A 20,767-nucleotide genomic window follows, 5' to 3' on the forward strand; every position below is an offset into this window, starting at 1 on the left:
GATACTGACGTCATATCCGTGCGCGTAGCACGGTGTCGAGATGGAAGCGGGCACACATGCGTAAGACAGCCCTCGCGGCTGGTGGTTTCGCACTGGTCCTCGGCCTCACCGCCTGTGGCGGCGGGGAGACGGAAGGAAAAGCCGAACCCTTCGGCTCCGTGCAAGAGCTGGTCCAGGCCGCGATGACTGGCACGCAGGAGAACCAGACCGCGAACTTCACCCTGAGCATGGACGCGGCCGGGGAGAAGGTGGAGGCCGAGGGCGCCGGCCGGTTCGAGACCGAGAACCCGGCGCTGATGATGACCGGGCAGATGGAGGGCGAGGCCGTCGAGCTCCGGTTCATCGGCGACGAGATGTACATCAAGGGCGGCGGCGGCTTCGGCGACATGCCGGAAATGCAGGGCAAGGAGTGGCTGAAGATCGGCGGTGACGCCAGCGACCCGATGTCCAGGATGCTCGGCCCGATGTTCCAGAAGATGGGCCAGCAGATGGACGTCAGCAAGAGCCTGGAGAAGGTCCGGGAGGCCGGCACCATCACCAACAGCGAGCGCACCGAGCTGGACGGGCAGGCCGCCACGCACTACTGGGTCGACCTGGACCTCGCGAAGGTGATGGAGATCCAGATGAAGGAGATAAAGGACCAGCTTCCCCCGGGGATGGAAGGGGAGCTGGACAACCTGGACCAGCAGTTCGACGCGGAGAAGAAGGCCGAGCTGGAGAAGATGGGCCCGATGCCGCTCGAGCTGTGGCTGAACGAGCGGCAACTCCCGTTGAAGATCGTGATGGACGTGACCGCGATGGCCAAGGCCCAGGGGCAGCCGGACCAGGGCGGGTCGATGGTCGTGCGCTACACCGACTGGGGCAGCCCGGTGGACATCTCGCCGCCGCCCGCGGACAAGGTCGGCACCATCGAGATGCCGCGCTGACCCGTACCGACGCAGCGAGGGGCGCCCGCGAAGACCGTGGGCGCCCCTCGGGTGCGTTCAGCCCATGTGCGGGTAGGTGATCACCGAGGGCGCGTCGAAGTTCTCCTTGATCGAGCGCGGACTGGCCCAGCGCAGCAGGTTGAACATCGAGCCGGCCTTGTCGTTGGTGCCCGAGCCGCGGGAACCGCCGAACGGCTGCTGGGCGACGATCGAGCCGGTCGGCTTGTCGTTGACGTAGAAGTTGCCCGCGGCGTACCGCAGCGCCCGGTGCGCCTGCTGGATGGCGGAACGGTCGTCGGCGAACACCGCTCCGGTCAGCGCGTAGTCGGCGGTCGAGTCGACCAGCTCGAGGATCCGCTCGTAGTCGTTGTCCTCGTAGACGTGCACGGCCATGATCGGCCCGAAGTACTCGGTGGAGAACACCTCGTGCCCGGGGTCGTCACAGACCAGCACGGTCGGCTCGACGAAGTAGCCGACCGAGTCGTCGCAGCCGCCGCCGACCAGGGTGGTCAACGCCGGATCTCCGGGGACGCTGTCCAGCAGCCGCTTGTGCTTGGCGAAGGCACGGGCGTCGATCACCGCGCCGCCGAACAACGACAGGTCGGTGACGTCGCCGTACTTCACGGTCCGGGTGAGATCGGCCAGCTCCTCGCGTACGCCGCCCTCCCACAGCGAGCGCGGGATGTAGGCGCGGGAGACGGCCGAGCACTTCTGGCCCTGGTACTCGAACGCGCCGCGGACCAGTGCGGGCACCAGCTTGTCGGCGCGGGCCGATGGGTGCGCGACCACGAAGTCCTTGCCGCCGGTCTCGCCCACGATGCGAGGGTAGCCGCGGTAGTTGTCCAGGTTGTCCGAGATGGTGCGCCACAGCTTCTTGAAGGTGGCGGTGGAGCCGGTGAAGTGCAGGCCGCCGAAGCCGCGGTCGGCCAGCGCGACCTCGCTCACCGCCTGACCGTCGCCGGTCACCATGTTGATCACGCCGGGCGGCAGGCCCGCCTCCTCGAACGCCTGCATGGTGTAGTGCGCGGCGAGCTGCTGGGTGGGAGTGGGCTTCCACACCACGGTGTTCCCCATCAGCGCGGGGGCGCTCGGCAGGTTGCCCGCGATCGCGCTGAAGTTGAACGGGGTGATCGCGACGACGAAGCCGTCCAGCGGCCGGTACTCCATCCGGTTCCACACCCCGGGCACCGAGTTCGGCTGCTCGGCGAGGATGCGGCGGGCGTAGTGCACGTTGAACCGCAGGAAGTCGACCAACTCGCAGACGGCGTCGATCTCCGCCTGTTGGATGGACTTCGACTGGCCGAGCATGGTGGTCGCGTTCAGGGTGTCCCGGTAGGGGCCGGAGAGCAGGTCGGCGGCGCGCAGGAACACCGCGGCGCGCTCGTCGAAGGGCAGCTCACTCCACTCCCTGGCCGCCCGCTTCGCGGCGTCCACCGCGTCGGCGACATCGTCATTGGTGGCCTGCGCCGCGACACCCAGCACGTGCGCGTGGTCGTGCGGCTGCACGACGTCGAAAGCCTCGCCGCCCGCGCGCCTGCGCCGCCCACCGATCGTCTGGGTCAGCTCGTGCTTCTCCGCCTCCAGCTCGGCCACCCTGCGCTGCAGCGACTCCCGCTCCGCGCTGCCGGGCGCGTAGGTGTGGACGGGTTCGTTCGCCGGGGTGGGAACGGATGTCACAGCGTCCATGATGTGTTCGCCTCCTGATCTGATGCGGGGTGTTGCCCGATGATCGGCTCGTGGGCCGGCCTCGTGGGCCGGCCGTCCGCCACCATGGTCCCACGTCGCGGCGGTTACATCAGCTCCAGCAGGAAGGGCAGTTCCTGGGGCGCGTACCAGGCCAGCTCGTGGTCCTCGGCGCCGCCGAGGACGAACTCGGCGTCGGGGTTGCCGAGGTCGGCCTCGTCCACCACCTCGGCGGCGGCCCGCACGTCCGGCTCCGCCTCGATGAGGTCCACGTGCACCGCGGCCACCTCGTCAAGGGACACTGGACCACCCACCCGGACGACGGCATCGTCCAGGTCGGGCCGCAGGGTCACGTCGTCCACATCGGCCGAGATGACCACCCGTCGGGGAAGTTCCTCCCCCTCCTCGTCCGCGGCGATCAGCCGAAGTGAGGCTCGGGCCGCGTCGGCCAACGCGGCGTACTCCAGTTCCTCGGTGTCCCCGCTGATGTAGGACTCACGCAGTGCTGGGGTCAGCGCGAACGCCGTCCCGCTCAGCGGCGTGAACTTCCCGTCGGCAACGAACTGCCGCAGCATGCCGATGGTCGCGGGCAGGTAAACCCTCACCAGTTGATCCCCTTCAGTTCCGCCAACGAATCCTCCAGCATATCGGCCAACGAGTCCACATCGGACATCGCTTTCCGATCGCCGTTCAATCCGAAGTAGACGTTTCCGTGATACGACGTGACGCCGATGGCGAGCGCCTGCCCCCGCGCCAACGGCATGACCGGGAACATTTCGACCATCCGCGCCTTGCCCGCGTAGAGCTGCTGTTGCGGACCGGGCGAGTTCGTGACGACCAGGTTGAAGATGCGGCCGGAGAACGAGCCCGCGGCCCTCGCGCCAAGGGAGTGCAGGGTCGCGGGGGCGAAACCACCGACCCGCAGCAGGGCGCGGGCGGCCACCGAGCGCCCCGAGTCCGTGTGCTCGGTCATCGCGTGCCCGATGTGCTGCAGGCGCAGCACCGGGTTGGGCTCCCCTACCGGCAGGTCCACCAGGTAGGCGGCCACCTCGTTGCCGAGGATGCCTGCCGAGGAGAATTCCTCCGTCTCGGCGTCCCGCACGGCCAGCGGTACCAGCGCGCGCACGGTCTCCGCCGAGGTCAGGGCCGTTCCCCTGGACATCAGCCATTCACGCAGCGCACCGGTGATCACCGCGAGTACCACGTCATTGACCGTGCCGCCGTGCTCGGCCCTGACCTGCCGGTAGTCCTCCAACCTGGTTCGGACCACGGTGAACACCCTGCCCCCGGAGACATGCGCGTTGAGCGGCCCGGCGGGGGCCGGTCGGACCACGGTGCGCAGCGCCGAGGCGACGCCGCCGACCGTGCCGACCACCTTCTCCGCGGTGGCGACCGCGTCCTGGGCGGCCGAACGCACGTTCTCCATCAGCTCGCCAGGGCGTTGCACGGTCTCGCCCACGGCATCGAGCAGAAGCTGGGCCCGGCTGGGCTGCCGGCGCGGCGTCCAGGTGTCCTCCTCCGGTGCCCCGCAGTCCTGCGGGACCGCCTCCAGGATGAGTTGCCCGAGGTCCACGGTGCCGATGCCGTCCACAACCGATTGATGGGTCTTGGTCACCAGTGCGACCCGGTCGTCGGCGAGGCCCTCCACGAAGTAGGCCTCCCACAGTGGACGCTCCTGGTCCAGCGGCCGGGACAGCAACCGGGCGACCAGGTCGAACAGCTGGTCGTGGTTCCCTGGCGCGGGCAGCGCGGACCGCCGGACGTGGTAGTTCAGGTCGAAGTCGACATCGTCGATCCAGACCGGCCTTGCCAGGTGCCCCGGGATACGCATCACCCGCTGCCGGTAGCGGGGCAGGTAGAGCAGCCGCTGGCCGATCAGGGTGAGCAGGTCCTCGTAGCTGAAGCCATCCCTGGGCCGCTCGAAGATCGCCACACCCCCGACGTGCATCGGCGTCGTGGGGTCCTCGAGGTAGAGGAAGGACGCGTCGAGCGCGGACAGGCGGTCTGGCATGAGTCGATCCTGACACAGGTGCGAGACTTGACGCCGTGAGTACCGAGTCACCCGCGTCGCCGGCTTCCCCGAAGGATCGGTTCCTGACCGTGTACGGGCGCAAACCGGTGCTGGAGGCCCTCGGCGACCCGGACTTGGATGTCGACAAAGTGATTCTCGCGGACTCGGTGCGTGGGCCGGTGGTGACGGAGATCCGGCGTGCGGCGGAGGCAAGCGGGGTGCCGGTGCGGCGGGCCAGCGCGCACCGGGTGAAGGTGCTGGCCGGGAACGGCAAGCAGGACCAGGGGGTGCTGGCCGATGTGGTGGCCCGCAGGATGCGCCCGCTGGCCACGGCGCTGTCCGGGCCGAAACCGCCGGCGCGGGTGCTGGTGCTGGACGGGATCACCACGCCGGCGAATGTGGGCATGATCCTGCGTACGGCCACCGCGGCGGGCCTCGGCGGCATCGTGGTGCCGCGGCGCGGGGTGGCCGCGCTGGATCCGCTGGTGGTGAAGGCCTCGGCGGGGGTGGCCTTCCGGGCCCCGATGCTGCGTTGCGGGAGCGCGGCCGAGGCCGCGGGGCTGCTGGCGGAGGCAGGCTACCGGCTGTACGGGCTGGGTGCCGCCGGGCCGAACTCGATGTTCGAGGCCGAGTTCCCGGCGCGCGCGGCCTTCGTGCTGGGCGGGGAGACCGCCGGGGCCGGCCCGGAGGTGCGCGCGCGGGTGGCGGAATGGCTGTCCGTCCCGATGCCCGGCGAGGTGGAGTCGCTGAACGTGTCGGCCGCCGCGGCCGTGCTGTGCTTCGAGCTGGTACGCCGGGAACGTTAGGTCCGGACCGAGACGAGGGGTTCGACGTCCCTGAACGGCAAACTCGCGCGCGTGGGCGGCCAACACGTGCACGTGGGTGGCAAACACGCTGAGGTCAGGTGTCCAGGATCCCGGGGAAGAGGGCGGCCAGCTCGGTGCGGGTTTCCTGGACCGAGGTGTGGTGTACGCCCACCATGCCGGCGGCCACGGCGCCGGCCACGTTGCTCGCCGAGTCGTCCACGAAGACGCAGGTTTGCGCGGGTAGGCCGAGCAGGTCGGCGGTGATCCGGTAGACCTCGGCTTCCGGTTTGGCCACGCCCACCTCGCCGGAGAACACGACCGCGTCGAAGTACGGGCGCATCGCCCGGCGCGCGGCGCCGCCGCCGGCCGCGTTGGACAGCAGGGCCGTGCGAACGCCCTGGTCGCGGGCGGCTTCCACGGCGAGGAGAAGGTTCCCGCCCGCCGTATCGGTCAGCACGCCCGCGTAGTCCAGCACCAGCCCTCGTAGCACAAGCGCTCACCCTAGTGACCCGAAACGCCGAAGCGTCACCGACTCGTGCGGTCCTTGACCGAAATCGGGGCCCGGCGCGCTCTGTTCTATGGGCGGACTTCTCGCCGCCCACCCGACCAGCACTGGAGGGAATGGGACATGAGCACGACATACCGGGCGGCCCTGCGGCCCCTGCAACCGTACGAACCGCCGATGCGCAGGGCGCCGGTCCGGTACGTGGATACCGGGCAGCTCGCGCTCGACCTGCACATCACCTTCGACAAGCGAAGACCAGCCCCGGCCCAGCCCGCACCACCGCCCACCCCCGTACTCGAACGGCGCCGGTTGCACGACACGCTGACGGCGATCCTGGAGGCCTCCACCGGGTACCGGCAGGCCACCCATGTGCGGTCCCTGCTCACCAAGGACCTCTACCGCGACCTGATGTCCCGCCCGCGCACCGCCAGCCCGCGCTACACCCTGAAGAGTGTGCACGCCTGCCAGCCGACCATCGACGCCATCGAGGCCTGCGGCCGGGTCCAGGCGGGCAGCCGGACGCTGGCACTGGTCGCCCGCTTCGAGGAGCATGCCGAGGAGGGGTGGCGGTGCACCCTGTTCGGCCTGCTCGAACCGCTCGCGATGAGCAGGACACGAGGCCGGGGGCCGGGTCCGGCGGGGCTGAAACGCGGCTAGCGGCGGGCACCCTTCTTGTTCTTCTTCGCCTCGGCACGGGCGGCCGCGCGCCGCTCCCGCCGGGAGTTGCCACCACCGGAGCCGCCGCCCTGCTTGCCGCCGTCGTCACCGCCGCCACCACGCGACTCGACGCCGCCGCCCTCGGCGGGGCCGGACAACTGCATGCCCTGCTGGCCGCCACCACCGAGGCCCTTGCCCCGCAGCGCGGCGGGCACGGCCTCGCCCTCCTGCTGCTTCGGCTGCTGGCCCGGCTGCGGCGGGGTGGGCTTGGCGTGCCGACCACCGTTGGCGCTGGCCTGGCCGTTGCCGGTCGGTAGTGCGGTCGCCTCCTCGGCGGCCGGGGCCTGCGGCTGGTCGGCCCGCTCGACCTGGAGGTTGAACAGCAGGCCGACGGTCTCCTCCTTCAACGACTCCAGCATCGTGTTGAACAGGTCGAAGCCCTCGCGCTGGTACTCCACCAGCGGGTCGCGCTGCGCCATCGCCCGCAGCCCGATGCCCTCCTTGAGATAGTCCATCTCGTAGAGGTGCTCACGCCACTTGCGGTCCAGCACCGACAGCACGACCTGCCGCTCCAGCGCCCGCATCGCGCCCTTGCCGACCTGCTCGTCCAGCTCCGCCTCCCGCCTGGCGTAGGCGTTACGCGCGTCGTCGAGCAGCGCCTCCTTGAGGGTGTCGGCGTCCAGGTCGTCGATCTCCTCGGTCAGGTCCTCGAACTGGATGCCGACCGGATACAGCATCTTCAGCGCGGTCCACAGCTTCTCGTGGTCCCAGTCCTCGGCATAACCCTCGGCGGTGGCGCCGTCGACATAGGCGGTGACCACGTCGCGCAGCATGTGCTCGGCCTGCTCACGCAAGTCCTCGCCCTCGAGCACCCGGCGGCGCTCGGCGTAGATCACCTTGCGCTGCCGGTTCATCACCTCGTCGTACTTGAGGACGTTCTTCCTGATCTCCATGTTCTGCTGCTCGACCTGCGTCTGCGCACTCTTGATAGCCTTGCTGACCATCTTGTGCTCGATCGGCACGTCGTCCGGCAGCCGCATGGTGGTCATCACCCGCTCGACCATCGCGGCGTTGAACCGGCGCATCAGGTCGTCGCCGAGCGAGAGGTAGAAGCGGGACTCACCGGGGTCGCCCTGCCGGCCGGAACGACCCCGCAGCTGGTTGTCGATCCGCCGGGACTCGTGCCGCTCGGTGCCCAGCACGTACAGGCCGCCGGCCTCGACGACCTCCTCGGCCTCCGCCTTGGACGCGGTGCTGACCTCCTCGAGCACCGTGGGCCACGCGGCCTCGTACTCCTCGGAGTTCTCCACCGGGTCGAGGCCACGTTCGCGGAGCACCTCGTCGGCGATGATGTCCGGGTTGCCGCCGAGCACGATGTCGGTACCCCGGCCGGCCATGTTGGTGGCCACCGTGACAGCGCCCTTGCTGCCCGCCTTGGCCACGATCAACGCTTCCCGGTGGTGGTTCTTGGCGTTCAGCACCTCGTGCGGAACACCGAGCTTGAGCAGCAGCTTCGAAAGGTGCTCGGACTTCTCCACGCTCGTGGTGCCGACCAGCACCGGCTGGCCCTTCTCGTGCCGCTCGGCGATGTCCTCGGCCACGGACTCGAACTTCGACTGCTCGGTCTTGTAGATCAGGTCCGCCTGGTCGGTACGGACCATCGGCCGGTTCGTCGGAATCGGCACCACACCGAGCTTGTAGGTCTGGTGGAACTCGGCCGCCTCGGTCTCGGCGGTACCGGTCATCCCGGCGAGCTTGTCGTAGAGCCGGAAGAAGTTCTGCAGGGTGATCGTGGCCAGCGTCTGGTTCTCGGCCTTGATCTCGACGCCTTCCTTGGCCTCGATCGCCTGGTGCATACCCTCGTTGAAGCGGCGACCCGCCAGCACGCGGCCGGTGAACTCGTCCACGATGAGCACCTCGCCGCTCCGGACGATGTACTCCTTGTCCTTGCGGTACAGCTCCTTGGCCTTGAGGGCGTTGTTCAGGTAGCCGACCAGCGGGGTGTTCGCCGCCTCGTAGAGGTTCTCGATGCCGAGCTGGTCCTCGACGAACTCCACGCCCTTCTCGGTGACGCCGACGGCGCGCTTGCGCTCGTCCACCTCGTAGTGGATGTCGCGCTTCATCAGCGGCGACATCCGGGCGAACTCGTTGTACCAGCGGGAGGACTGGTCGGCGGGGCCGGAGATGATCAGCGGGGTCCGCGCCTCGTCGATCAGGATCGAGTCGACCTCGTCCACGATCGCGAAGTTGTGCCCGCGCTGCACGCAGTCGTCCAGGCTCCAGGCCATGTTGTCGCGCAGGTAGTCGAAGCCGAACTCGTTGTTGGTGCCGTAGGTGATGTCGGCGTTGTAGGCCGTCTTCCGCCCCTCCGGCGGCAGGTCGGACATGATGACACCGACCTCGAGCCCGAGGAACCTGTGGATCCGGCCCATCCACTCCGAGTCACGTTTGGCCAGGTAGTCGTTGGTGGTGACGATGTGAACGCCCTTGCCGGAGATGGCGTTGAGGTAGACGGCCAGCACCGAGGTCAGCGTCTTGCCCTCACCGGTCTTCATCTCGGCGACCTGCCCGAGGTGCAGCGCGGCGCCGCCCATGACCTGCACGTCGAAGGGGCGCTGGCCGAGCACCCGCTGGGCCGCCTCCCTGCCGACGGCGAACGCCTCCGGCAGCAGGTCGTCCAGGGACTCACCATCGGAGTGGCGCTTGCGGAACTCGTCGGTCTTGGCCCGCAGCTCGGCGTCCGAGAGGTCTTTCACGTCGTCTTCGAGGGTGTTGATGTGGTCAGCGATGCTGCGCAGCCGCTTCAACGTCTTGCCCTCGCCCGCGCGGAGCAGGCGGTTCAGAACCATCCGTTCGACCTCGCTGTGTCTTTACAGTGCTTGTTGAAACACTTCGATTCCGGCCCGAGCAGGGTGCGGTGCGCCCACCGGCTGGCACGCGCTCCCCCCATCGTAGGGAAGATGGGTAGCTCGGCGCACACACCATCGTCGTTCCGTGCGGATGACACCATGCGGCGGCCCGCACGCGAGCGCGTGCGGGCCGCCGAGTCGTCGGGTGTGCCCGGTACTCAGCCGAGCCTGATGACGCCGTAGTCGAAGCCCTTCCTGCGGTAGACCACGCTCGGCCGCCCGGCCGCCGCGTCGTTGAAGAGATAGAAGTCGTGACCGACCAGCTCCATCTCGTAGAGAGCCTGGTCGACGGTCATGGGCTCGGCGGAGTGTTGCTTCTCGCGCACGATCCGGCCGGGCTGATGGTCGGTCACACCATCGTCCCAGCGCTGTTCGGGCAGGTCGATGTCCTCGGCCGCGATCGACTCCTCGTCGACTCCCTGCTCGGCCGCGGCCGGTGCGTCCAGTACGGCGGTGTTCGCCGCGGGACGCCTGCCGTTGACGATCGGTCCTGGCGCACCCTCGGCGGCCACGGCCGCCGCGCTGACAGAGGTCGCCTCGGCGACCGATTCGGGGGCACGTCGCCCGTAGTGCACCCGCCGCCGGTCGTGCATGCGGCGGAGACGGTTCTCCATCTTGTTCACTGCGGAGTCGAGCGCGGCGTAGAAGTCTCCGGCAGCTGCTTCCGCGCGGACGGCAGGGCCCCTGCCCTTGCCGGTGATCTCGACGCGCTGGCAGTTCTTGGCCTGTCGACGGTTGGGCTCGTGGAACAGCTCCACGTCGTACCGGATGACCTTCTTGTCGTACCGCTCGAGCCGGGCCAGCTTCTCGCTGACGTGTGCCCGATAGTGCTCGGGCACCTCCACGTTGCGACCCTTGACCACGATGTCCATACACGACCTCCCTCGCGGGATTGGCTGCGAGATTCGAAATGCACTACGACGCCGGTAACGGGGACGTGGGGATCACTCGACGCGACAGGCGGGACGTCTCACGTGCGTCGCCGAGTAGGGAATCAGCACGCCAGGTTCGGCACCGACGCCAGGGACATGCGCTTTTCACCTCCCTGCTTGCCGGGGATGCTGATAGCGGAGCACGTTAGCCCGCTCCCGCCGGGAAGAACAGCCCCCGAGGCGGGGGATGTCGCCCGGTGAAAACTCGTCACGGTGCGCACAGGCAGGTCCACCACAGCGCCGACCGCACCCCTCGTTCGGAGCAGTGCTGCCGTCCGACGCTCACGCTGACAGCCGTTCGCGGGCACAGCCCGAAATCGCAGCGTGACGTTCCTGGTGTCGGCACGCGTCTCCTCGATGGGGTGACTCACCTTCCGTGGCCGGTGCACCACTGCAACGCGTGACCTCATACCCGGACAACGCGAACCCCCGCGCCAAAGGTTCCCGAACATCCCTACCCGTGTGGGTGACATCGGGGCCGCACCGGGACACGGCCTAACCGGCCGCGGTCAGCACGAGGACGCCGGTGGTGTGCAGGCCGCCCGCGGACAGCGCCGCCACGCAGGCCCGCGCGGTCGCACCGGTGGTGAGCACGTCGTCCAGCAGCACCAGCGGAGTCCCCGCCGGCGGCGCCCGGTCCGCGTGCAACCGCATCCTGCCCGCCAGGTTCGCCGCCCGCTCGCGGTGGTCGAGCCCCACCGCGTCCCGGGCACCCCTGGCCAGGGACAGGGCGGGAGCCACCACGGCCCGCAGGCCCGCCGCCCCCATGGCCGCCGCGCAGCACCCGGCCAGCGCGAGCAGGTGGGAACCGCCACGGGACCGGGCCGCCGCGGCCCTGGACGGCGCGGGCACCAGCCACCAGGTCCCCGCCGCGTCCGGCCGCGGCCCACGCAGGTACGGCAGGGCACCGGCCAAGGCCTCGCCGAGCGGGCGGGCGAGATCCCTCCGCCCCCGCTCCTTGAACGCCAGCACCAGACGGCGCGGCACGCCGGTGTACCGCGCGAGGGCGTACACCGTGCCGACCTGGCCCGCCTCGACGGTCGGGCCGCGTGCCACCGGCCGCGGTGCCTGCCACACCGTGCGGCACCGGGTGCAGCAGGCCGCGCCCAGCTCGCCACAGCCGGCGCAGCGCGCGGGCAGGATCAGGTCGATGACGGCCCGCCCGAGGGACGGGAAGCTCACTCCGACTGCCATGACCCCGAGTGTGCCGCCAGGCACCGACAGTTTCGGATTCCCGCCTACCCGGGCATTCAGCCGGGGTAGAACGGTCGGGCGCCGGAGCCGCGCGGACTGTCGTGCGGGCGCCATACCTCGCCGATGTCACCGCTGGCGGTCCACATCTCGTTGGAGGCGTCGGCGACCACGATCGGCCTGCTCGGCGCGGCGGTGATCGCCTGGACCGGGGCGGTGAGGTTGGAGCCGTTGAACTTGTCCCTCCGCAGCCCGTCCACCGGCACCCGGACCACCATCATCGACTCCGAGCCGGTCGCCGCCACCAGCATGTCCTGGGTTGCCCAGTCGACGTCCACCACGTTCTCCACCGTGCCGGCCTGCAGCACCCGTGGCGACCGCAACGTCACCGAGCCGTTCGACCGCACCACGGCGGCGACCACCAGGTTTCCGCCCGCGATCACCGCGGCCCGGGTACCGTCCCTTGACAACCGCAGGCCGCTGATCGGGCCGAGCGCGTTGAGTTCCGCCGCGTTCACCGGCTGCTGAACCCAGCCACCGTTCGGATCCCGCACGAGCCGCGCGATCCTGGTGCCGTCCACGACGGTCCACAGCTCCCCGGAAGCGTCGTTGGTGTCCGTGTTGGGCCACCAGGTCGGCCTGGTAAGGGTCTTGCCCTCGACGTCGACCAGGTGCGCCGCCTCGCCGAGATAGCCGATCCGCAGTCGTGCCCGGTCGCCGATCCGCTCCACGATGGCCAACTGGTTCCCGCCGAGCGACTGCGCCCCGCTCTCGGCGTGGTAGGCACCGTCCCCGGCGGGACCGCGCACCGGCGAGCCGTCCTCCAGCGAGCGCACCCGGCCGCCGAGGGTCACCAACCCCTGCAGGTCCGAGCTGGGCGAGGCGGAGGACTCGTAGGAGGCGAGGTCGCTCGGCCGCCAGTCGAGCTGGCCCGGCACCAGCGGGGTCTTGTCCGACAGCAGCCGGATGCGGCTGCTGGTCACTGTCTGCAATGAGCGAACGAACTGCGCGGCGATCCGCTTCTTCTCCTCGTCGCTCTTCCCCGCCACCCCGGTCAGCGGCACCAGCAACGCGCCGTTGGCCTGACCACTCACGGTGCCGTCCAGGGCGGCCTCGTCGCCGAGTGGGTTGTGCACGGCGCCGGTGAGGCCGTCCGAGGGACCGTCGAGCAGCAGGTCGGCCACCCGGCTCGGCAGCTTCGCCTGTGGCTTGGCCACGACGTAGCGCAGGTCCGGCACCAGGGCGTCGGTGTCCGGGGCGAAGAAGTACAGCGGAACCCGGAAGTAGTTGTCGGCGAAGTCGCGTTCGGTCACCACCAGCGTGCGGGGCGGGTCCACGATGCGCCACGGCCCGTTACCCTGCTTGCGCACCGTGATCTCCTGGCGGAAGGAGTCCCGCGCGGCGAGGAACGCGCTGTCGTGACCGAGCTTGCCGATCTGCGTCCCGCTGACCACGACGACCTTCTCGTTCGGGTCGGTCGGGCGCTCCTCCGCGGTGGCGTACCCGGTGTTGAAGGTCTCCTCGATGATGGTCAGCGTGCGGCCCGGTTCCCAGCTCTTCCGCACGTCCTGCCCCAGGTACACGCGAGCGGCGGCATGCTCGTTGATCGGCCGGGCACTGGCCGAGACGAACTCGCGCACGGCGGTCAGCGCGTCCAGGCTCGCGTCCGGTTCCGGGATGTCCGGCTGCAGTTGCCCCAACCGCTCCCCGGACACCACCTCGGCCTGCGACTCCTCCGGGACGTTCGCGCAGCCACCCACCAGCACCAGGCAGGCCAGCACGGCGAGCACGCCCCGGGTACCTCTCCCGCGGGCCGGCCTCACCTGACCTCCTCGCGCTCGCTGATCTCCACCTCGTGCCATTCGTCCTCGTTCTCCTCGCCGGCCTCGGGAACCTGCCCGGCCGGGGCGGCGCCGTTGCCCGCGGGCAGGCCCGGCACATCCCGTTCCGCGGGCGGGAGCCCGATCGGGGACTCGTCGATCTCGTCGCCGAGGGTCCGGGGCAGGGTCAGCCGGAAGCAGGCACCCCGGTCGGGTTCGCCCCACGCCTCCAGCATGCCACCGTGCAGCCGGGCGTCCTCGTGGCTGATCGCCAGCCCGAGCCCAGTGCCGCCGGTGCGGCGGTTGCGCGAGGGGTCGGCCCGCCAGAACCGGTTGAACACCAGGTCCGCCTCGCCGGCCCGCAGGCCGACGCCGTAGTCCCGGACGCTCAGCGCCACGGCCGTCTCGTTGGCGGCCAGCCGCAGCCGCACCGGGTGGCCCTCACTGTGGTCGACGGCGTTGGCCAGCAGGTTGCGCAGGATGCGTTCCACCCGGCGGGCGTCCACCTCCGCGACGGTCTCCTCTTCGGGCAGTTCCAGCTCGATGGCGCTGCCCGCGCTCCCCGCGATCACCCGTACCTGCTCGACCGCCCTGATCGCGATCGGCCGCACGTCGACCGACTCCGGCGACAGCTCCTCGACCCCGGCGTCCAACCTGCTGATCTCCAGCAGGTCGCCGAGCAGCGCCTCGAACCGGTCCAACTCGTCGACCAGCAGCTCGGCCGAGCGCGCGAGGCCGGCGGGGAACTGCTCCCTGGAGGCGTGCAGCACGTCGGCCGCCATCCGCACGGTGGTCAGCGGGGTACGCAGCTCGTGCGAGACGTCCGAGGTGAACCTGCGCTGGAGCTGGCCGAACTCCTCGAGCTGGCGGATCTGATCCTGGATGCTGGCTGCCATCTCGTTGTACGAGACCGCCAGTTTGGCGAGGTCGTCCTCGCCGAGCACGGTCAGCCGCTGGTCGAGATCGCCGCCGGCGAACTGTTCCGCCGCGGCGGCCGCCTTGCGCACCGGGCGGACCACCTGCCGGGTGACCAGGTTCGCGATGCCGGCCAGCAGCAACAGCAGCGCGAGGCCACCGACCAGCAGGGTGTTCTGCACCGTGGCGACCGTGCTCTGCTCGGCGGTCAGCGGGAACAGCAGGTACAGCTGCACCGGCCGGACGGTGGTGGTGACCGGCGAGCCGACGATGAGGTAGGTGCTCCGCTCGTTCTCCGGGCCCACGGTGTGGATCTGCTTGGCGAGCTGGCCCGCCTCGACGAACTGCCGCAGCCGCGAAGGCACGTTGTCGTAGGGCCCCGCGGCGGCCGTGCTGTCCGGAGCCCGGTCCGAGCCGCGGCTGGCCAGCACCGGTTCGAAGGCACCCGCGGCCGAGCTCGCGGAGTCCTGCCCGCTCGGTGAGTCGCTGGTGATCTTCTTGAGCGCGTTGTTCAGCTTCTCCTCGATGTCGTCCGGGTCGCCGTCGATGCTGGCGAGTTGCCCGGCCGCGTTTTCCACCGCGGAACGCGTCTGCATGATCGCGGCCCGCTGTTTCGTCTCCATCAGCCGGTCGGTGATCTGGTTCTGCAGGACCATGCCCAGCACGAACACCACCGCCGAGGACAGCGCGAGGGTGGAGACGGTGACCCGGAACTGCAGCGAATGCCGCCACAGCTCGTTGAAGGCGACGGCACGCCTGCGGCCGAACGCCATCAGCCGCATGACCAGCTCGGCCGCTCGCCGGCCGGACGTGGTCAACCTGCGTGGCCGATCCGCCTCGCGGGATCCGCCGCCTTCGGAACGCATGATGCGATTATGGCGGCCCGGCCTTGTAGCCCACGCCGCGCACCGTCAGAACCACCTCGGGATGCTCCGGGTCCTTCTCGACCTTGGACCGCAGGCGCTGCACGTGGACGTTCACCAGCCGGGTGTCCGCGGCGTGCCGGTAGCCCCACACCTGCTCGAGCAGGACCTCGCGGGTGAACACCTGCCGCGGCTTGCGGGCCAGCGCCACCAGCAGGTCGAACTCCAGCGGGGTCAGCGGGATCGGCTTGCCCTCCCTGGTCACCTCGTGGCCGGGAACGTCGATCGCGAGGTCCCCGATGGTCAGCGACTCGGCCGGCTCGGACTCGGTACGCCGCATCCGCGCCCGCACGCGGGCGACGAGCTCCTTCGGCTTGAACGGCTTGACCACGTAGTCGTCCGCGCCCGACTCCAGGCCCAGCACGATGTCCACGGTGTCGCTCTTGGCGGTGAGCATCACGATCGGGACACCGGACTCGGCCCGGATGGCCTTGCAGACGTCGATCCCGTTCATCCCCGGCAACATCAGGTCGAGCAGCACGAGGTCGGGTTTCAGCTCCCGGAGCGCGGGTAGTGCACGGGACCCGTCCGCGACGACCGCCGTATCGAACCCCTCCCCACGCAGCACGATGGTGAGCATCTCCGCCAGAGCAGGGTCGTCGTCGACGACCAGCACACGTGCCTTCATGTGCACATGTTCGCACTACAAATCCGCCGGGCGCGCGGGACCCGGCGATCACAGCCGAGAGTAGCCCGGTTGGAGCATCCAGGTCAGCGGGAACCGGCAGGTCCCGGTCAGTTCTCCACGGACCAGGGCGACTGCTCGGCCGGCGTCCACGGCTCCCGGTCCACCGGGCGTGTTCGCCCGGAGCGACTACTGTTGCGCTGTGCGGAACTCAGCGGCCGCCAGGAGCGGAGTCAGCCCGGTGCAGTCGGTGGACCGGGCGATCAGCGTGCTGGAGCTGCTCGCCCGCAACGGGGAGGCCGGCAGCACCGAGATCGCCGCTGAGCTGGGCGTGCACAAGTCCACCGCCTCCAGGCTGCTGAGCGTGCTCGAGGCACGCGGCCTGGTCGAGCAACTCGGTCACCGCGGGAAGTACGCGATCGGGTTCGGCGTCGTGCGCCTCGCCGGTGCCGCCATCGGCCGGATGGATCTCGCCCGGTTCGGCGGGCACACCTGCGAGACACTGGCCGAGGAACTCGGCGAGACGGTGAACATCGCGATCGCCGACGAGGGCATCGCGATCAACATCAGCCAGGCGCGCGGGTCCGCCGCGGTCACCACGCAGAACTGGATGGGGCGGCGCACCCCGCTGCATGCCACCTCGAGTGGCAAGGTTCTGCTGGCGTACATGGGCGAGGATGAGCGGCGGCAGGTACTGGAGCACGGGCTCGAGCGGTACACGCCCCGCACCACGGTGTCCCTGGCGGAACTGGCGGGAGAGCTGGAGCGCATCCTGGCGGACGGGTACGCGGCCTGCTTCGAGGAACTGGAACTCGGCCTGCACGCGCTGGCGGTGCCCATCCACGGCCCGGAAGGCGCGGTGGTCGCCTCGATGAGCGCGTCCGGCCCGGCCTACCGGCTGTCCCGGCAGCGCATCGGGCAACTGGTCCGGCCGTTGACCGGCGCGGCGGCCGAGCTGTCCGCCCAGCTCGGCTACTTCGCGCCCTAGGTCTCGTGGACCAGGAGGAGATCGGTGGCGAGCTTGCGGGTGTCCACGCTGGCCGCACCGTCGATCGTGTACCAGTGGGACAGCCAGGAGCGGGCGGCGAGCTGGTCGTAGACCTTCGCGCAGCGGGTCTGCAGATCGTCGTCGGACTCGAACAGGTCCTTGGCCCGGTCGGTCTCGGTCTCGGCGCGCTGCTGGGCACGAGCCCCCGCCAGCGACGCGGGAACCCGCAGCAGCAGTTGCGCGGCGGGCACCGGCAACCCGAACCGCACGATCTCCAGCTCCCGCACCCATTCCACGACGCCGCCGTCGGCCCCCTGGTACAGGCGGGCGGCCTGGTACGCGGCGTTGGAGGCGACATAACGATCGAGCAGCACCACGTCGTAGGCCCGCAGGTCGGCCCGGATGTCCTCGGCCGCGTCCCTGCGGTCGAGCGCGTAGAGCAGTCCCATCCCATACACCGACTCGGCGAGATCGCCGTGTTCCCGGTGCAGCGCCTCATGAATCAGGTCGGCGTGCACGCTCTTGCCGTAGCGGGGGAACGCCAGTGTCCGCACGCTCGCACCCTCCGCCCGCAGCGCCGTCACCAGCTCGTCCGCCAGCGTGCGTTTGCCCGCGCCGTCCAGCCCCTCGATCACGATCAGTCGCCCCACGGGCACAACCCTACGGGGCCGGTGTGCGAGCCTGCCCACGACCTGGAGTTACTTGCCAATGGTGAGTGGAAGAACGCGCGCGGCGGAGCCCACGAGCGGCGAGGCCGGGCGCATTACCTATGAAGACGGCGGTTGTGCCGAAGTCCGAGCCCGGCCGAGCCGATCGTGTCGCGCGTTTGGGAACAGGCGCTGAGCCGGGATCAACCACCCGATCGGCGCCGCAGCAGCAGGAGGCGTACCGCCAGCACGCCGCCGGCGATCAGTGCGATCCCGAGCGGTGTCGCCACGGCCATCCAGGCGAGCTCCGGGATGTCGGCCACCGCGCCGTCGTCACGCAACACCATGGGAACCATGTCCTCACCTCGCGGACAACCGTGGGCGTGCCGGGAGACCGGGGCAAGCACCCGGAAACGCGGCAAGACGGTTCCGCGGAACCCCCGGAACGCGGAACGGCCGGACCTGCCTGGTCAGGTCGCGGAAATGGCGGCTTCGTCCAGGCTCTCACCACTGCTAGCGTGAACATTCCGCACAGCGTTCACGGTTGTGAAAGCTTCGGAGTGGAGGGTCGGTGGTGTCGGAGAGACCAGGCACCGACAGTGCGCCCGAACCGGTGCCCGGCGAGTTCCACGAGGCATTGCGGCTCGCCATCGCGCACCGGGGGCTCTCGCTCGCCCGGTTGCGGGCGCATCTCGCGCAGCGCGGCGTGCACATCGGACAGTCGACGCTCAGCTACTGGCAACGCGGCATCCGGCAACCCGAGATGCCCCGCGGGCTGGACACGGTGCGCGCGCTGGAGTCGGTGCTGGAGTTGCGACCGGGCTCGCTGGTGACACTGATCGGGCCGCGCCAGCCGGCAGCGCGGGCGCATCGCATGCCGACCTCGTTCGCGGACCTCCGCCGCGGCACGAGTGGCCCCGCGGCCGACAGGCTGCTGACCGAGTTGGGTGGGTACGCCTCCGCGAGCCGGTACAACGCCGATTTCGAACCGCTGTCGGTGCACGACGTGGTGACCTTCGATGCCGCACATCGCCAACGCAGCATCCGGACCAGGCTGGTCGCCCGCGCCCGCCGACACGGCCCGGACCGCTACGTGATCGTCTACAACGGCGATCCCGGCTGCCGCATCGAGGAGGTCACGCTCGCCACCGCGGAGGGCTGCCGGGTGGGCCGGATGCGCAGGCACGCGGGCGAGGACACCCTGGCCGCGGAGTTGCTGTTCGACCGCAGGCTGGCCGAGGGTGCGATCCACGTGTTCTGCTTCGAGGTCAGGGACGACTCCGGCGGCACCTCACCTGGCTACTTCCGGATGTTCCGCGACCGGTGCGCCGGCTACCTGCTCCAGCTCCGGTTCAGCAGGCGCGCGCTGCCGGCCCGATGCACCCGCCAGTTCCGCACCCGGGAGGACATGCTGCCCACCGACACCGACGACCTCCCATGCGACATCGGCGCGGTGAGCAGCGCGTACTTCAACGACATCGGCCCCGGCCTCGCCGGCGTCGCGGTGGAGTGGCACTGAACCCCCCGAGAGCCCTGAACGTGGCTTTCCGGACACCTGACGTCCCAATAGTGCCGTTCGCAACGCTGAGCGCCTCGAACGCCACGTTCAGGGCTTTACCGGCGGCCCCGGAACGAAAGGTGACGTTCTCGGCAGCGGCGCTAGTAGCGGTAGTGGTCCGGCTTGTAGGGCCCCACGACGTCCACGTCGATGTACTCGGCCTGTTCCTTGGTCAGCTTGGTCAGCTCGCCGCCCAGTGCCTGCACGTGGATCCGGGCGACATGCTCGTCCAGCTTCTTCGGCAGCCGGTACACCTCCCTGTCGTATTCCGCGTTCTTGGTGAACAGCTCGACCTGCGCGATCACCTGGTTGGAGAAGCTGTTCGACATCACGAACGACGGATGCCCGGTGGCATTGCCCAGGTTCAGCAACCGCCCCTCGGAAAGGACCAGGATGCTGTGCCCGTCGGGGAAGATCCACTCATCCACCTGTGGCTTGATGTTCTCCCGACGAATCCCCGGATAGCGGGCAAGGCCGGCCATGTCCAGCTCGTTGTCGAAATGGCCGATGTTGCCCACGATCGTCTGGTGCTTCATCCGCGCCATCTGCTCGACCATCACCACGTCCTTGTTCCCGGTGGTGGTGATCACGATGTCGGCCTCCGGCAACGCCGACTCCAGCGTCTTGACCTGATAGCCGTCCATCTGGGCCTGCAACGCGCAGATCGGGTCGATCTCGGTGACGATCACTCGAGCACCCTGGCCGGCGAGCGAGTCCGCCGCGCCCTTGCCGACGTCGCCGTAACCGCACACCACGGCGACCTTTCCACCCATCAGCACGTCCGTGCCGCGGTTGATGCCGTCGATCAGCGAGTGGCGGATCCCGTAGCGATTGTCGAACTTCGACTTCGTCACCGAGTCGTTCACGTTGATGGCGGGGAAAAGGAGCTCGCCCTGGGCGGCGAGCTGGTAGAGCCGCAACACCCCGGTGGTGGTCTCCTCGGTGACGCCCTTGACGCCCTCCCCGATGCGGGTCCATCTGGACCTGTCGGCCTCGAGGGAGTTGCGCAGGAGCTCGAGGAAGACCTTGTACTCCTCCGGGTCGTCGGTCTCCGGGGTGGGCACCACCCCGGCCCGCTCGAACTCCGCGCCCTTGTGCACCAGCATGGTGGCGTCCCCGCCGTCGTCGAGGATCATATTCGGGCCTGATCGCGGGGTCCGATCATCAGACCCGGTCGGACCCTCGCCCTGCCAGGTCAGCATCCGCTCGGTGCACCACCAGTACTCGGAAAGGGTCTCGCCCTTCCACGCGAACACCGGCACCCCCCGCGGTTCCTCCGGCGTCCCGTGCGGGCCGACGACGACCGCGGCGGCGGCGTGATCCTGGGTGGAGAAGATGTTGCACGACGCCCACCGAACCTCGGCTCCCAACGCCACCAACGTCTCGATCAGCACCGCGGTCTGCACCGTCATGTGCAACGATCCGGAGATTCGTGCGCCGCGTAGCGGGTAGGCCTCCGCATGCTCCCGCCGGAGCGCCATCAACCCCGGCATCTCGTGCTCGGCGAGCCGGATCTCCTTCCGGCCGAACTCTGCCGCCCCGAGATCCGCCACGGCGAAGTCGAGCCCGTTCCGGGTCCGGTGAAGGTCAGCCTGCTGAATGCTTTCGGGGGTCATCGGGGCTGTCCTCCAAGGCTCGGCGTCAACCGCACACTACCGTGATCCGTTCACC

Annotated in this window: 18 protein-coding genes; 5 read left to right on the top strand and 13 right to left on the bottom strand. The window is 69.7% G+C overall.

The features are described 5' to 3' along the window. Positions 1–56: 56 nt before the first annotated feature. The gene (locus tag FB471_RS11310) at positions 57–926 is read left to right on the top strand and encodes an SCO4651 family lipoprotein (RefSeq protein ID WP_141997614.1); all 870 of its coding nucleotides are present in this window, start codon (positions 57–59) and stop codon (positions 924–926) included. Positions 927–983: 57 nt separating this feature from the next. On the opposite strand, the gene pruA is transcribed toward FB471_RS11310, so the two are convergent. From pruA to FB471_RS11325, 3 genes are all read right to left on the bottom strand, one after another. Then, positions 984–2,612 (bottom strand): L-glutamate gamma-semialdehyde dehydrogenase, encoded by a 1,629-nt coding sequence (gene pruA, locus FB471_RS11315; RefSeq protein WP_141997615.1) that lies wholly within the window; start codon positions 2,610–2,612, stop codon positions 984–986. 104 nt (positions 2,613–2,716) lie between these two features. Continuing rightward, positions 2,717–3,214, bottom strand: a complete 498-nt coding sequence (locus FB471_RS11320; RefSeq protein ID WP_141997618.1) for a DUF6912 family protein — start codon at positions 3,212–3,214, stop codon at positions 2,717–2,719. Then, complete coding sequence (locus FB471_RS11325) at positions 3,211–4,620, bottom strand: WS/DGAT/MGAT family O-acyltransferase (protein WP_141997620.1); 1,410 nt, start codon at positions 4,618–4,620, stop codon at positions 3,211–3,213. The genes FB471_RS11320 and FB471_RS11325 overlap by 4 nt, the downstream gene beginning before the upstream one ends. Before the next feature lie 35 nt (positions 4,621–4,655). Between FB471_RS11325 and FB471_RS11330 the strand changes: the two genes are divergently transcribed. Further along, entirely contained in the window at positions 4,656–5,426 is a 771-nt protein-coding gene (locus tag FB471_RS11330) for a TrmH family RNA methyltransferase (protein WP_141997622.1), read from the top strand. A 94-nt stretch (positions 5,427–5,520) separates the two neighbouring features. Here the strand turns inward: FB471_RS11330 and FB471_RS11335 are convergent, their stop codons facing one another. Next, entirely contained in the window at positions 5,521–5,916 is a 396-nt protein-coding gene (locus tag FB471_RS11335; RefSeq protein WP_141997624.1) for an HAD-IA family hydrolase, read from the bottom strand. Between the two features lie 138 nt (positions 5,917–6,054). Here FB471_RS11335 and FB471_RS11340 point away from each other — a divergent pair, with 138 nt between their 5' ends. Continuing rightward, positions 6,055–6,588 carry an Rv3235 family protein gene (locus FB471_RS11340; RefSeq protein WP_141997626.1) on the top strand — a complete coding sequence of 178 codons (534 nt, stop codon included), beginning with the start codon at positions 6,055–6,057 and terminating at the stop codon, positions 6,586–6,588. Here FB471_RS11340 and secA read toward each other — a convergent pair. The 6 genes from secA to mtrA all read right to left on the bottom strand — a co-directional run bounded on the left by secA (position 6,585) and on the right by mtrA (position 15,906). After that, on the bottom strand, positions 6,585–9,437 hold the full coding sequence (gene secA, locus FB471_RS11345; RefSeq protein ID WP_141997628.1) for a preprotein translocase subunit SecA: 2,853 nt from the start codon (positions 9,435–9,437) through the stop codon (positions 6,585–6,587). The genes FB471_RS11340 and secA overlap by 4 nt on opposite strands. Positions 9,438–9,655: 218 nt before the next feature. Next, positions 9,656–10,369, bottom strand: coding sequence for a ribosome hibernation-promoting factor, HPF/YfiA family (gene hpf / locus FB471_RS11350; RefSeq protein ID WP_141997630.1), 714 nt, complete (start codon positions 10,367–10,369; stop codon positions 9,656–9,658). Positions 10,370–10,924: 555 nt separating this feature from the next. Continuing rightward, entirely contained in the window at positions 10,925–11,623 is a 699-nt protein-coding gene (locus tag FB471_RS11355; protein WP_141997632.1) for a ComF family protein, read from the bottom strand. 56 nt (positions 11,624–11,679) lie between these two features. Beyond that, a complete protein-coding gene (locus FB471_RS11360) occupies positions 11,680–13,443 on the bottom strand; it encodes an LpqB family beta-propeller domain-containing protein (protein ID WP_246076350.1) in 1,764 nt (587 codons plus the stop codon). Beyond that, positions 13,440–15,137: an MtrAB system histidine kinase MtrB gene (mtrB, locus tag FB471_RS11365; RefSeq protein WP_211358217.1), complete on the bottom strand. Its 1,698-nt coding sequence runs from the start codon at positions 15,135–15,137 to the stop codon at positions 13,440–13,442. The genes FB471_RS11360 and mtrB overlap by 4 nt, the downstream gene beginning before the upstream one ends. A gap of 91 nt (positions 15,138–15,228) precedes the next feature. After that, the gene (mtrA, locus tag FB471_RS11370) at positions 15,229–15,906 is read right to left on the bottom strand and encodes an MtrAB system response regulator MtrA (RefSeq protein ID WP_141997638.1); all 678 of its coding nucleotides are present in this window, start codon (positions 15,904–15,906) and stop codon (positions 15,229–15,231) included. 199 nt (positions 15,907–16,105) lie between these two features. Between mtrA and FB471_RS11375 the strand changes: the two genes are divergently transcribed. Next, the gene (locus FB471_RS11375) at positions 16,106–16,891 is read left to right on the top strand and encodes an IclR family transcriptional regulator (RefSeq protein WP_246076351.1); all 786 of its coding nucleotides are present in this window, start codon (positions 16,106–16,108) and stop codon (positions 16,889–16,891) included. Here FB471_RS11375 and FB471_RS11380 read toward each other — a convergent pair. Together FB471_RS11380 and FB471_RS34075 are read right to left on the bottom strand one after the other, a co-directional pair. Continuing rightward, the gene (locus tag FB471_RS11380) at positions 16,888–17,541 is read right to left on the bottom strand and encodes a dTMP kinase (RefSeq protein ID WP_141997640.1); all 654 of its coding nucleotides are present in this window, start codon (positions 17,539–17,541) and stop codon (positions 16,888–16,890) included. The two genes, FB471_RS11375 and FB471_RS11380, sit on opposite strands and share 4 nt — an antisense overlap. A 200-nt stretch (positions 17,542–17,741) precedes the next feature. Further along, positions 17,742–17,894, bottom strand: a complete 153-nt coding sequence (locus tag FB471_RS34075) for a hypothetical protein (protein ID WP_170220777.1) — start codon at positions 17,892–17,894, stop codon at positions 17,742–17,744. Positions 17,895–18,112: 218 nt separating this feature from the next. On the opposite strand from FB471_RS34075, the gene FB471_RS11385 reads away from it, so the two are divergent. After that, on the top strand, positions 18,113–19,057 hold the full coding sequence (locus FB471_RS11385) for a hypothetical protein (RefSeq protein ID WP_246076352.1): 945 nt from the start codon (positions 18,113–18,115) through the stop codon (positions 19,055–19,057). A gap of 140 nt (positions 19,058–19,197) precedes the next feature. Here FB471_RS11385 and ahcY read toward each other — a convergent pair whose 3' ends face one another. Beyond that, positions 19,198–20,712: an adenosylhomocysteinase gene (ahcY, locus tag FB471_RS11390; protein ID WP_141997641.1), complete on the bottom strand. Its 1,515-nt coding sequence runs from the start codon at positions 20,710–20,712 to the stop codon at positions 19,198–19,200. Between the last annotated feature and the right edge of the window lie 55 nt (positions 20,713–20,767).

This window comes from Amycolatopsis cihanbeyliensis (genome assembly GCF_006715045.1).
Classification (GTDB): domain Bacteria; phylum Actinomycetota; class Actinomycetes; order Mycobacteriales; family Pseudonocardiaceae; genus Amycolatopsis; species Amycolatopsis cihanbeyliensis.